This is a genomic window from Marilutibacter penaei (assembly GCF_014145395.1).
GTDB lineage: Bacteria > Pseudomonadota > Gammaproteobacteria > Xanthomonadales > Xanthomonadaceae > Marilutibacter > Marilutibacter penaei.
The window spans coordinates 1-12,955 of the sequence record NZ_JACHTE010000005.1 but is presented as its reverse complement, the minus strand read 5'-3'; the positions used below and the strand labels follow the sequence as shown (position 1 = coordinate 12,955).

Below are 12,955 nucleotides of genomic sequence, written 5' to 3'. Positions count from 1 at the left end.
CAATGGCGAACCGCGACGTCGTCGGTTGTGGGGCGCCCGGCCCGCGCCTAAACTCGTGTCCTGCCCGGATGCACCCTGCGTGCGCCCTGGATATCCCCCGAGGAGGAGTCGCCATGCGCCGTCGCCTGTCCCTGTTGCTCCTGTCGGTCGCAGCCATGCCCACGGTCTCGGCCAATACGCCCTGCGACGCCCTGCCGAAGCCGCGGCCATTGGCGGCCCAGGACACCATGCTGGCGCCGATATCCGACGTCCTCACTGCGCCGAGCCAGCCGCTCGGCGCCCCGGCCGGGGTGCTGGCCCCTGCGTATGACGCCACGCAGGGCGTCGACCAGGTGGTCTACCGGTTGAAGCTGGAAAGCTGCCAGCAGACCATTGCCAGCGCGCTTCCCGCTGCCGCGCCCGTTGCCGACGCAGGAAGCCCGGCGGCCTATGTCCCCCGCACCGAGTTCGACAATGCACCCTGGCGCTTCGACATGAACCAGGGAGGCAAGCGGATGACCGCGGAAGAGTTCGACGCCTGGATGAAGTCGCGCGGCGTGCGCGTCGCGAAGGGCGCACCCCCACCGGCCGCCGTGGCGGCCCCCCCGGTGCTGGAGCCGGGCGAGGGAGAAGGAGAAGAGTAGTCCGTGCCGTTCCACTCACTGACCGAGCGGCGGCCGCATTCGCGGCCGTTGTCTTTCTGAGGCCCTGCGATGCGTCCCCCGGCTCGCCACGGCCTTGCCCGTATCCTCTCCAAGCAGGGCGTATGTTCGCGTACTGAAGCCGCGCGCTGGGTGCGCGCCGGTCGCGTCCGCGTCGACGGTCGCCCTGTCCACGACCCGGAGTTCCCGATCAGTGGCGACGGCCAGCACATCAGCGTGGACGGCCACCCGCTGCGCGCGGCCGACCGCGTCTACCTGGTGCTCAACAAGCCACGGGGACTGGTCACCACGGTCCGCGACGAGAAAGGGCGCGAGACCGTCTACCGCTGTCTTGAAGACCCCCGCTTGCCCTGGCTCGCGCCGGTGGGGCGGCTCGACAAGGCGAGCGAAGGCCTGCTCCTGTTCAGTAACGACACCGCATGGGCGGCGGCGATTGCGGACCCGTTACGCGGGCCCCACAAGACCTACCACGTCCAGGTGAGCGGACAGCCTGGGACGGACCTGCTCGCGCGCCTGGAGGCGGGCGTACACGACGAGGGCGAGCACCTGTCGGCGCTGGAAGCGCGCATCCTGCGCACCGGTGCGCGCAACGCGTGGCTGGAAATCGTGCTGGACGAGGGCCGCAACCGGCAGATCCGACGTCTCCTCGCGGCCTTCGACCTGCCCGTCCTGCGGCTGGTTCGCGTGGCCATCGGGCCGCTTGCGCTGGGTCCGCTGCCGAAGGGGGCCTGGCGCCTCCTGGAGCCGGCCGAGGTCCAGGCGTTGGGCCGTCCGGCCGAAGCTGAACCGGCGGATCGCGCCGCATCCTGAACGCCGGATGTGGTGGAACGTGCGCGTCTTCACCGTTTATCCACATGCATGTCGCGTTCCGAGGCGTTAATCTTCCCGTTACCTTTGTTGGGGTTCATTTTTCGGGGACATGACCATGCGCAAGAACGTACTGCTCGCCACCGCCCTGTTCGGACTGCTCGCCGGCGCCGCCCAGGCCCAGGACGCGGCCGCTCCGACCGCCACGGCCGCCGAGCCGGCGCCCGCCGCCGCGCAGGCGACGACCATCGATCCGAACAGCTACACGCCGCGTACCGAGCACGACAACGCGCCGTACCGCTTCAACATGCACCAGGAAGGCCGTCAGATGACGGCGGACGAGTTCGACGCCTGGATGAAGGCGCGCGGCGTCCGCGTTGCGCGGGGTTCGGGTGCCGCCGCTGCGCCGGCCGTCGCAACCGCGGGTGCGGTCGAAGCGGAAGCGCCGGTCCAGGAGGCCGTGGACGGCGAGTAAGCGCCGCCCGAGCGCCTGACCGCTCAAATGCAGAAGGCCCCGCTGGCGACAGCGGGGCCTTTTCGTTCCTGACGATGCGACGGGCAGCTCAGATCACGCCGAGTTCGCGCCCGATGCGGGTGAAGGCGTCGATCGCCTGGTCCAGGTGCTCGCGGGTATGCGCCGCGCTCATCTGGGTGCGGATGCGGGCCTGGCCCTTCGGCACCACGGGGAAGAAGAAGCCGATCGCGTAGATGCCTTCCTCGAGCAGGCGCCCGGCGAATTTCTGCGCCAGCGGTGCGTCGTACAGCATGACCGGGACGATCGGGTGCACGCCCGGCTTCAGGTCGAAACCCGCCGCGGTCATCTTCTCGCGGAAGTAGGCGGTGTTTTCAGCCAGTCTTTCACGCAGCTCGCCGGCGCTGGACAGCATCTCGAACGCCTTGATGCCCGCCGCGACCACGTGCGGCGGCAGCGAGTTCGAGAACAGGTAGGGGCGCGAGCGCTGGCGCAGCATCTCGATCACTTCGCGCTTGGCGGTGGTGAAGCCGCCCAGTGCACCGCCCATGGCCTTGCCGAGCGTGCCGGTGATGATGTCGATGCGATCGAGCACGCCCTTGACCTCGGCCGAACCCTTGCCGTTCGCGCCGAGGAAGCCGGTCGCATGGCACTCGTCGATGTGGACCAGCGCACCGTACTTCTTCGCCAGCGCGGTGATTTCGTCGAGTGGCGCGATGAAGCCGTCCATCGAGAACACGCCGTCGGTCGTGATCAGCTTGGTCCGGCATCCGGCGGCGTCGGCGGCCTGCAGCTGCGCCTCGAGGTCGGCCATGTCGCAGTTGGCGTAGCGGAAGCGCTGCGCCTTGCACAGGCGGACGCCGTCGATGATCGAGGCGTGGTTGAGCGCGTCGGAGATGATCGCGTCCTCCGGCCCCAGCAGCGGCTCGAACAGGCCGCCATTCGCATCGAAGCAGGCGGCGTAGAGGATGGTGTCCTCGGTGCCGAAGAAGTCGGCGATGGTCTGTTCGAGCTGCTTGTGGAGGTCCTGCGTACCGCAGATGAAACGCACGGAGGCCATGCCGAACCCATGGCTGTCGAGGGCCTCCTTGGCGGCGGCGATCACCTCCGGATGGTCGGCCAGGCCCAGGTAGTTGTTGGCGCAGAAATTCAGCACGGTGCGGCCATCTGCCAGGGTGATCTCCGCCGACTGCGGACTGGTGATGATGCGCTCGGCCTTGAACAGGCCCTGCTCGCGGATCGCGTCGAGCTCCGTGGCGTAGTGGGCAGTGAGCGAGGCGGGGGCGGTGTCGGTCATGGCGGGCTCCGGTGAAGCGCGGTTGGAACGGGGGAGGGCGCCATTCTATCGGCTGGCGGTGGCGGCCACCGGCGCCGGACGCGTGCCTCGACTACCCACGCTTCCACTACCCACACTTCCACTACCCACGCTTCTACTACCATCGGCCCCATGGATCGACGCGTGGCACCCAAGGCCGTACCGCCTGCGTGGCTGCCCCTGCTGTGCGCGCTGTTGCCGCTGCTGGCCGGGCATCTCGCGTTGTGGCTGTCGGTGCGGGATGGCTGGGTTCCCGCCTGCATCCCGTACCTCGACGGCTGCACGTCGATCAGCCGTGCCGCGCGCGAAGGCGTCGGCAACGTCGTGTTCAAGGTGCTGATGCTGCCGGCGGCCGGCCTGCAGGCGCTGTTCTGGTGGCAGGCCCGCGGCTGGCTGCGCGCGCATAGCGGCCGCGATGCGGTCGCGGTGGCGGCGCTGGGCGTGGTCGCCGCGGCGTTCCTGGTGCTGTACGCGAGCTTCCTCGGCAGCGAGGGCGAGGTGTACCGGCTCCTGCGTCGCTACGGCATCACCGTGTACTTCGGCGGCACCTTCCTGGCCCTGATGGCCGTGCTGAAGCGGATGTCGCGCGCGTGGCGCGGCGCCCCGGCGTTCAGGCCCCTGCAGTTCGTCGCGGTGGGCATGCTGGGGCTGGGCGTGGCCAGCGTGGTCGCGTCGGCGACGGTGGCCGACCCCACCGCACGCGACCACTGGGAGAACCGCCTCGAGTGGCAGCTCGGCCTGTGGCTGACCGCGATGTTCCTGGTGTTCGCCTGGGCGTGGTGGCGCGAACGCCACCGCCCGCGGCTCAGTTCCAGCTGAGGACGACCTTGCCGGACTTGCCGGATTCCATCAGCTCGAAGCCTTCCTGGAAGTCGTCGATCGGCAGCTGGTGGGTGAGGACCTTGCCGAGCGGGAAGCCGCTGAGCACCAGCTGGGTCATCTTGTACCAGGTCTCGTACATCTTCCGGCCGTAGATGCCGTGCAGGGTCAGCCCCTTGAAGATGATCTTGTCCCAGTCGACGCCCGCGCCCTTCGGCATGATGCCGAGCATCGCGATCCTGCCGCCGTGGTACATGCAGTCGAGCATGTCGCCGAACGCGCGCGGGTTGCCGCTCATCTCCAGGCCCACGTCGAAGCCTTCCATGTGCAGGTCGGCCATGACGTCCTTCAACGAGGTGTTGGCGACATTGACGACGCGCGTGGCGCCCATGTCGGCGGCGAGCTTCAGCCGGTAGTCGTTGATGTCGGTGACGACGACGTTGCGTGCGCCGATGTGCTTGCAGATGCCGGCGGCAATCACGCCGATCGGGCCCGCGCCGGTGATCAGCACGTCCTCGCCCACCACGTCGAACTCCAGCGCGCAGTGCGCGGCATTGCCGTAAGGGTCGAAGAAGGCGGCCAGCTCGCTCGGGATCTGGTCGGGGATCGGCCACAGGTTGCTGGCCGGCATCACCATGTACTCGGCGAAGGCACCGTTCCGGTTCACGCCGATGCCGACGGTGTTGGGGCACAGGTGCTGCTTGCCGGCGCGGCAGTTGCGGCAGTGGCCGCAGACGATGTGGCCCTCGGCCGACACGCGCTGGCCGACCCGGTAGCCGGTGACCGCGTCGCCGACCTCGACGATGCGGCCGACGAACTCGTGGCCGATGACCAGGCCCGGCTGGATCGTGCGCTGGCTCCATTCGTCCCACAGGTAGATGTGCAGGTCGGTGCCGCAGATCGCGGTCTTCTCCAGCTTGATCAGCACGTCGTTCGGGCCGGGCGTCGGGACCGGGACGTCTTCCATCCAGATGCCCTTGCCGGCTTCGCGCTTGACCAGGGCTTTCATCGTTTGGCTCATGGGGTCTCGGTGCGGCGTGGGAACCGGACGATTATATCGCCTGCCGCCACCGCACCCGGCCCGGACCGTTCAGGCATGACCTCTGTCAGGGACCCGGTGGGGCGCCAGCCGCTACACTCGTCGGTCGAACGCAAACCGGAGTGTGTGAATGCGCAAGCATCTGTTGGCGGCCGCCTGTGCCGCGTCGGCGATTGTCGGAACCGCCGTGGCCGGCGAAGGCATGTGGGTCCCCCAGCAGCTGCCGGAGATCGCCAAGCCGCTGCGCGACGCCGGCCTGAGGCTGCGTCCCCAGCAGCTGGCCGACCTGACCGGCGACCCGATGGGGGCGGTGGTCTCGCTGGGCGGCTGCACCGCCAGCTTCGTCTCGCCCAAGGGCCTGGTGGTCACCAACCACCACTGCGCATACGGCGCGATCCAGCTGAACTCGACCCCGGAGAGCAACCTGATGGCAGACGGCTTCAACGCCGGCACGCCGGGCGAGGAGGTCTCCGCGGGCCCCAACGCGCGCATCTACGCGCTGGACTCGATCCAGGACGTGACCGAGCGGGTGCGCGCGGCCATCGCCGCCGCGCCGGACGGCCTGGCCCGTACCGAGGCCCTGGACCGCCTGGAGAAGCAGCTGGTCGCGCAGTGCGAGGCCGAGGCCGGCTACCGCTGCCGCCTCTACAGCTTCTCCGGCGGCAACACCTACCGCCTGTTCCGCAACCTCGAGATCACCGACGTGCGCCTGGTCTATGCGCCTCCGGGCAGCATCGGCAACTACGGTGGCGAGATCGACAACTGGATGTGGCCACGCCACACCGGCGACTTCTCCTTCTACCGCGCCTATGTCGGGCCGGATGGCAAGCCGGCGCCGTACAGCGAGGCCAACGTGCCTTACGAGCCGAAGCACTGGCTGGAGGTCGCCGACCGTCCGCTGGAGGCCGGTGACTTCGTGATGGTGGCCGGCTACCCGGGCCGCACCTCGCGCTACGCGCTGGCCGAGCAGTTCGACGAGACCGCCGGATGGGGTTACCCGACCGTCGGCGCGCACTACAAGCGACTGGTCGCGATGGTCGAGGCGGCCGGCCTGGAGAATCCCGACATCGCGGTCAAGTACGCCAGCACCGTACGCGGCTGGCAGAACGCGATGAAGAACTACGACGGCCAGCTCGAGGGCTTCCGCCGCATCGATGCCGCCGCCACCAAGCACGCCGAGGAAGCCAAGGTCCTGGCCTGGCTGGGCGAGCAGGGCGCCGAAGGCCAGGCGGCCCTCGATGCCCACGCCACCCTCGTGGCGCTCGACGCGCAGGCGCGTGCCACCCGCGACCGCGACCTGGTGCTGTCGCAGCTCCGCAGCACCGGCACGATCGGCGCCGCCATCCAGCTCTACCGCCGGTCGATCGAGCAGGCCAAGCCCGACGTCGACCGCGAGCAGGGCTACCAGGAGCGCGACCGCCCGGGCTTCGAGGGTGCACTGCGGCAGATGGAGCGCCGCTACGACCCGGCGATGGACCGCCAGCTGCAGGAATACTGGCTGCGCGAGTACATCAAGCTGCCGGCGGAACAACGCGTCGCCGCGCTGGACGAATGGCTCGGTGGCGATGACGTGGCGGCGGTCGAGCATGCGCTGGACCGTCTGGCGAAGACGAACCTCGGCATTACCGAGTACCGGCTGGGCCTGATGGAGGCCAGCCGCGAGGACTTCGAGAAGAACCAGGACCCCGCGATCAGGCTCGCGGTCGCGACCATGCCGACCCTGCTCGAGCTGGAACGCGAGGGCAAGGTGCGGGCCGGCGACGCGCTGCTGGCGCGCCCGACCTACCTGCAGGCGGTGGCCGACTATAAGGCCAGCCAGGGCGAGTACGTCTATCCCGATGCCAACTCGTCGCTGCGCATCACCTTCGGCAACGTGATGGGCTACACCAAGGTCGACGGCAGCGTGCAGGCCCCCTTCACGAAGCTGGAACAGGTGGCGGCCAAGGCCACCGGCGAGGCGCCGTTCGATGCCCCGCAGGCCTTGCTGGACGCCATCGCGGCGAAGAATCATGGCGGCCTGGCCGACCGCAAGCTCGGCACGGTGCCGGTGAACTTCCTGTCCGACCTCGACATCACCGGCGGCAACTCGGGTTCGCCGGTGCTGGACGCGCGCGGCAAGCTGGTCGGCCTGGCGTTCGACGGCAACTGGGAGTCGGTCAGCAGCAACTGGGTGTTCGACCCGACCATGACCCGGATGATCGCGGTCGACCAGCGCTACATGCGCTGGATCATGCAGGAGGTCTACCCGGCCCCGCAGGTGCTGGCGGAAATGGGCGTGCCCGAGAAGGACTGAGCGCGGCACTCGACCGGCAAGTGACGAGAACGCCCCCGGCCTGGCCGGGGGCGTCTTTGTTTCGGTGCTTCATCTGATCGTGGGGACCTTCTTTGGATGGAGTCGCCGGCCGTTGGGATGGGGGTTGCTACGCCCTCCTGACGACGTCCTGTCTTTAAGTCGGGGCGCAGACCATCCATGGTCTGCTCTCCGCAACCCCCATCCCAACGGCCGGCGCCTACTGCAAACGTGGAGGTAATGGCTTCTGATGGCTCTATCCTCAAACATCAGCCTCCTGACAGAGAGCCGGTGAGCCAGGGATTCGCGTGACCGTGCGCGGCATGGACGCCGCGCCCGAGCCCCCATGGGTAAGGCAGCGCGTTTGCGAAGCATTGCTTCGCGCGCAGCCGAACGCCCGGAGGCTATGCCGGAGGGCAGGACCCGCGAAGCGGGGGTTTACGGCGTGTCACGCGAATCCCTGGCTCATCGGCTTGCGCCCGAAAGTCTCCACGCAATCGGGAGCAAGACACTAGTTTGCGCGCCACCCCGTTTCCGACGTAACCGTTGCATCGCGGCATCGGTCTGCTAGGCTTGCCGCCATCGCGGATTCCCATGCCAGCCGGCCCCGTTTCCCGATCAGTGGCAGCACCACCCGGTCCATCGCCCCAGGCGCCGGACCCGGACGTCCCCAGGGACGCTCCGATCGACGCCACCGGTCCCACCGTCGTGCCGGCTGCATGCGCAACCCGCGGGTTTCCTTCAACCCCTGGAGCATGCAATGAAAGTCCTGGCCTGTGACGGCATCCACGAAGACGGTTTGACCCTGTTCCGCGACGCGGGCTGGGACGTCGAGATCGCCCCCGAACCCATCAAGGACCCCGATGTCCTGGCTGAAACCCTGGCCGGCGTCGACGCGATCCTCGTCCGTTCCGCCACCAAGGTGCCCGCCGCCGCGCTGGCCAAGGCCGACAGGCTCAAGGTCATCGGCCGTGCCGGCGCCGGTGTCGACACCATCGACGTCGATGCCGCCACCACCCGCGGCATCGCCGTCATGAACGCCCCCGACGGCAACACCCTGGCCGCGGCCGAGCACGCGATCTCCCTGCTGTTCGCGATGGCCCGCCACATCCCGCGCGCCGATGCCGGCATGAAGGCCGGCGGCTGGCCCAAGGCCGGCCTGACCGGCTTCGAACTGGAAGGCAAGAAGCTCGGCGTCATCGGCCTCGGCCGCATCGGCAGCACCGTTGCCCGCAAGGCCGCCGGCATCGGCATGGAAGTCGCCGCGCACGATCCCTTCCTGCCTGCCGCCGCCGCCGCCAAGGGCAGCGTGCCGCTCAAGACGCTCGACGAGCTGCTGGCCTGGGCCGACATCATCACCCTGCACATCCCGCGCACCAAGGAGACGACCAACCTCCTGTCCGAGGCGCGCATGCGCTCGATGAAGAAGGGCGCCTACATCATCAACGCCGCGCGTGGTGGCCTGGTCGACGAGTCCGCCCTGCTGCAGCTGCTCGACGAAGGCCATCTGGCCGGCGCCGCGCTCGACACCTTCGTGACCGAACCGCTCGCGACCGAATCGGCGCTGCGCCAGCACGAGAAGCTGATCCTGACCCCGCACCTCGGTGCATCCACCAGCGAAGCCCAGCAGGCGGTCAGCACCATCCTGGCGCGCCAGATCATCGACTTCGTCGCCACCGGCGCGGTCGCCGGCTGCGTCAACCTGCCGCCGCTGACCGCCGAGGCGGCGCGCGAGGTCGGCCCGTGGATGCCGCTGATGTCGGCCCTGGGCCGCCTGGCCGCTCGTCTGGTGCCGGCCCCGGAGCGCCTGCACATCACCTATGCCGGCCGCACCGACGCCCTGGACACCCGGCCGCTGACCCGCCTGCTGGTCGCCTCGCTGATGGGCACCGCCTCGGGCCGCGTCACCCCGGTGAACGCCCTGCAGGAGGCTGCGGCCCGCGGCCTGACCGTGGCCGAGACGGTCGGCGGCGACAGCGATGGCTTCGACCGCCTGCTGCGCCTGCGCATCGACGACGGCACGCGTTCGCGCGAGGTCGAGGCGACCCTGCACCGGGGCCCGCGCGTGGTGCGCCTGGACGGCGTCGAGATCGAGTTCGATCCCGCCGCGCCGGTGCTGCTGATGCGCAACGAGGACCGTCCCGGCATGATCGGCACGGTCGGCTCCAAGCTCGGCGCGGCCGGCGTCAACATCGTCAACTTCGCCCTGGGTGCGGCCGGCGACGGCAACGCCCGCGCGGCGATCACGGTCGACCGGCCGGTGACCGACGACGAGCTGGCGGCGCTGGCCGCCACCCCCGGCATCCTCTCGCTGAGGCAGGTCTGACATGCGCGTGCTGCTTGCCCGCCACGGGGAGACGCCGTGGAACGCCGAGGGCCGCTACCAGGGCCAGGAAGACATCCCGCTGTCGCCGGTCGGCGAAGGCCAGGCGCGTGCGCTGGGCGACCGCCTGCGCGCGCTGGGCATCACCCGCGCGGTGGCCTCGCCGCTGTCGCGCGCGCGCACCACGGCGGCGCTCGCGCTGGGTGAGCGTGGCGATCTGCTGACCACCGACGCGGGCCTGATGGAGATCGGCCACGGCGAGTGGGAGGGCCTGCTTGCCAGCGAGATCCATGAGCGAGACCCGGAGCGGCTGAAGGCCTGGCGCGAGGCGCCGGAGACGGTGCAGATGCCGGGCGAGGGCGGTGAGTCGCTGCAGCAGGTGTTCGACCGCGCGTGGCCGGCGCTGGTGCGCGCCGCCGAGGGTCTGGGGCCGGAGGACACGCTGCTGGTGGTGGCGCACGACGCGGTCAACCGGGTCATCCTCTGCCACCTGCTGGGCATCCCGTTCCGCCGCCTGTGGACCTTCCGCCAGGCGCCGACGACGCTCAACCTGCTGGAAGGCGACCGCGTCGACACCCTGGACGTGGTGCGCCTGAACGACTGCGGCCACCACACCGACCTGTTCGGCGAGGCGGTGCACCGGGCGCTGTAGGTCCTGTCGGAGAAGGAAGGCACTCTCGAGGAAGCAGGTGGTCCTGGCCTCGCGCGAGCGGGTCGGTGCCCAACGTCGGGCCCCCGGGTGGGGTCCCGCGAGCACCGGGACCGTCGCGCGCGAACGGGAGGAACTCCGCGCACGAGCCTCGCCGCGGGTGACGCCGGGCACCGGCACGCTCGCGCGCGAGCCCCTTGCTGCCCGGCTTCGGGTATCGGAAGGGGGTATTGCGGGCATGTCTGCGCTCGCGCATGGGCATGACCCCGCTCGCACGCGAGGCTCCCACCGTTCGCGCACGAGCACAACGCCGCTCGTGCGCGAGCAGGGAGGTCGTCGTGCGCGAGCCCCGCCGCCGTCGTGCGCGAGCCGGGTGTATCTCGCGCGCGAGCATGGGACCGCCCGGTCGCGAGCCTCCGGGTGGGGTCGCAGTACCCCCGGGGTGCTCGCGCCTTCCCGCCGCGTTCGCATCCGCCGCACCTACAATGCGCGCATGCCCCGCACGCTTGCCGACTGGCTCGAACGCATCGAGCACCAACATCCCACCGCCATCGACATGGGCCTGGACCGTGTCCGCGAGGTCGCCGCGCGCCTCGGGCTGGGCCGGCCGGCCCGCCACGTCATCACCGTCGGCGGCACCAACGGCAAGGGGTCGACCGTGGCCTTCATCGAGGCCATCGCCCGGGCGGGCGGCCTGCGCGTCGGCGCCTACACTTCGCCGCACCTGCTGGCCTACAACGAGCGGGTGCGGATCGAAGGCCACGACGCCGACGACGCGGCGCTGATCGAGGCCTTCGAGGCCATCGAAGCCGCGCGCGGCGGCACCACGCTGACCTATTTCGAGACCGGCACCCTGGCCGCGCTCTGGCTGTTCGAACGTGCCGGTCTCGACCTGGCCGTGCTCGAGGTCGGGCTCGGCGGCCGGCTCGACGCGACCAACATCGTCGACCCGGATGTCGCGGTCATCACCACCGTCGACATCGACCACCAGGACTGGCTGGGCGAGGACCGCGAGGCGATCGGCGCGGAGAAGGCCGGGATCGCGCGTGGCTGGAAGCCGCTGGTGCTCGGCGACGACGATCCGCCGTCGAGCGTGCTGCGGCGCGCGTACGTGATCGGCGCCGGCGCGCTGCGGATCGGCTGCGACTTCTTCGTCGATCCGCCGGAGGCAGGCGCGGAGCGCTGGACCTGGCGCGAGGTCGGCGCCGAACTGGAGCTGCCGCTGCCCGCACTGGCAGCGCCGGTGCAGTTGCGCAATGCCGCGGTGGCGATTGCCGCGCTGCGCGCACTGGACCTGCAGTTGCCGCGACGCGCCTTTGCCGAAGGCGTGGCAGGCGCACGTGTGCCCGCAAGGCTGCAGCGGCTGGAGCGCGACGGCGTCGAGGTGCTCGTCGACGTCGGCCACAACCCACAGGCCGCGCGCGTCTTGGCGGAGGCGCTCGAAGGCCATGGCGGCGGCGCGGTGCATGCGGTGTATGCCGCGCTGGGCGACAAGGATGCCGTGGGCGTGGTCGAGGCCCTCGCGCCGCGGGTCGCGCACTGGCACCTGGCTGGCCTGGCCGATGCCGGGCCGCGCGGCCTGGACGTGGAGGCGTTCGCCGCCCGCCTGGCCGGGACCGCGGCGGCCGCGGGGACGCGCCATGCCGGGGTCGCCGAGGCCCTGTCGGCCGCACTGGGATCGGCGTCGAAGGGCGACGTGGTGCTGGTGCTGGGCTCGTTCCACACCGCGGCGCGCGCGCTGGCGTGGCTGGGCGACACCCGGCCGCGACCGGGCGGCGGATGAACGACGCCAGGGGCGGGGCTCGGGCCGGCGCCGTCGCACGCGTATAATCGCCACGCGACACGCCCCGGCCCGCGAGACACGGAACCTGCCTGTGGAACCCGCCCTGAAACAGCGTTTGATCGGTGCCATCGTCCTGGTCGCGCTCGCCGTGATCTTCCTGCCCATGCTGATCAAGGGCCCCGCGCCCGAGAGCGGCGTGGCCGACATGCCGCTGGACATGCCGGAGGGCCCGCAAGGCGAGTTCGAGACCCGCGAACTGCCCCTGCTGGCGCCCGCGCCCGCGACGCCGGAAGGCGGCGTGGTCGGCATGCCGACGCCCGACGGCACGCTGCCGACCGTCGATACCCGCAACCCCGATGCCGCCGCGCTGGCCAATGGCGAGGGCGAGGGCGGCGACGCGGGCGCGGCGTTGCCACCGCGCGCGGCGGCCGGCGACCATGCGGTGAACTTCGGCAGCTACGCCAGCGACGCCGACGCCACCCGCGTGGTGCAGGCGCTGGCGGCGGTGGGCCTGCCCGGTTACCAGGACACCATCAGCGGCCGCGACAACCGCACCCTGCACCGCGTGCGGATCGGTCCCTATGCGACCCGCGCCGACGCCGAGATCGCCCGGATCGCCGCCAACGAGGTCAATCCGCGCGTCGACGCGCGCGTGGTCACCCTGGATGCCGAACCGGTCGAGCCGGCCGGGCCGTCTGATGCGGCCGACGCCGCCGAGCCGGCCCGCCCGGTCGCGCAGGCGCCGGCCGAACCGCCGCCGGCCCGCGAGCCCGAACCGGCGCGTACGCCCGAACCCGCCCCGGTCGCCAGCGCGCCC

General features: G+C 70.7%; 11 protein-coding genes. 9 read left to right on the top strand and 2 right to left on the bottom strand.

Going from position 1 to position 12,955, the window contains the following annotated elements; translation table 11 throughout:
• Positions 1 to 113 precede the first annotated feature (113 nt).
• From H4F99_RS07525 to H4F99_RS14675, 3 genes are all read left to right on the top strand, one after another.
• Complete coding sequence (locus H4F99_RS07525) at positions 114 to 623, top strand: hypothetical protein (RefSeq protein ID WP_182669134.1); 510 nt, start codon at positions 114 to 116, stop codon at positions 621 to 623.
• Between the two features lie 69 nt (positions 624 to 692).
• Positions 693 to 1,451: a pseudouridine synthase gene (locus H4F99_RS07520; protein ID WP_182669133.1), complete on the top strand. Its 759-nt coding sequence runs from the start codon at positions 693 to 695 to the stop codon at positions 1,449 to 1,451.
• A 115-nt stretch (positions 1,452 to 1,566) separates the two neighbouring features.
• The gene (locus H4F99_RS14675; RefSeq protein ID WP_425488002.1) at positions 1,567 to 1,923 is read left to right on the top strand and encodes a hypothetical protein; all 357 of its coding nucleotides are present in this window, start codon (positions 1,567 to 1,569) and stop codon (positions 1,921 to 1,923) included.
• 88 nt (positions 1,924 to 2,011) lie between these two features.
• Here the strand turns inward: H4F99_RS14675 and kbl are convergent, their stop codons facing one another.
• Complete coding sequence (kbl, locus tag H4F99_RS07510) at positions 2,012 to 3,217, bottom strand: glycine C-acetyltransferase (RefSeq protein ID WP_182669132.1); 1,206 nt, start codon at positions 3,215 to 3,217, stop codon at positions 2,012 to 2,014.
• Positions 3,218 to 3,379: 162 nt separating this feature from the next.
• On the opposite strand from kbl, the gene H4F99_RS07505 reads away from it, so the two are divergent.
• Positions 3,380 to 4,054 (top strand): hypothetical protein, encoded by a 675-nt coding sequence (locus H4F99_RS07505; protein WP_182669131.1) that lies wholly within the window; start codon positions 3,380 to 3,382, stop codon positions 4,052 to 4,054.
• On the opposite strand, the gene tdh is transcribed toward H4F99_RS07505, so the two are convergent.
• Positions 4,041 to 5,075: an L-threonine 3-dehydrogenase gene (gene tdh, locus H4F99_RS07500; protein WP_182669130.1), complete on the bottom strand. Its 1,035-nt coding sequence runs from the start codon at positions 5,073 to 5,075 to the stop codon at positions 4,041 to 4,043. The two genes, H4F99_RS07505 and tdh, sit on opposite strands and share 14 nt — an antisense overlap.
• Before the next feature lie 220 nt (positions 5,076 to 5,295).
• On the opposite strand from tdh, the gene H4F99_RS07495 reads away from it, so the two are divergent.
• The 5 genes from H4F99_RS07495 to H4F99_RS07475 form a co-directional block, all read left to right on the top strand.
• The gene (locus H4F99_RS07495) at positions 5,296 to 7,386 is read left to right on the top strand and encodes a S46 family peptidase (protein ID WP_182669386.1); all 2,091 of its coding nucleotides are present in this window, start codon (positions 5,296 to 5,298) and stop codon (positions 7,384 to 7,386) included.
• Between the two features lie 757 nt (positions 7,387 to 8,143).
• On the top strand, positions 8,144 to 9,709 hold the full coding sequence (serA, locus tag H4F99_RS07490; RefSeq protein WP_182669129.1) for a phosphoglycerate dehydrogenase: 1,566 nt from the start codon (positions 8,144 to 8,146) through the stop codon (positions 9,707 to 9,709).
• A 1-nt stretch (position 9,710) separates the two neighbouring features.
• Positions 9,711 to 10,358 (top strand): histidine phosphatase family protein, encoded by a 648-nt coding sequence (locus H4F99_RS07485; protein WP_182669128.1) that lies wholly within the window; start codon positions 9,711 to 9,713, stop codon positions 10,356 to 10,358.
• Between the two features lie 490 nt (positions 10,359 to 10,848).
• Positions 10,849 to 12,138, top strand: coding sequence for a bifunctional tetrahydrofolate synthase/dihydrofolate synthase (gene folC / locus H4F99_RS07480; protein ID WP_182669127.1), 1,290 nt, complete (start codon positions 10,849 to 10,851; stop codon positions 12,136 to 12,138).
• 91 nt (positions 12,139 to 12,229) lie between these two features.
• Positions 12,230 to 12,955 (top strand): SPOR domain-containing protein (locus H4F99_RS07475; RefSeq protein ID WP_182669126.1); only part of this gene is annotated, 726 nt, incomplete at its 3' end.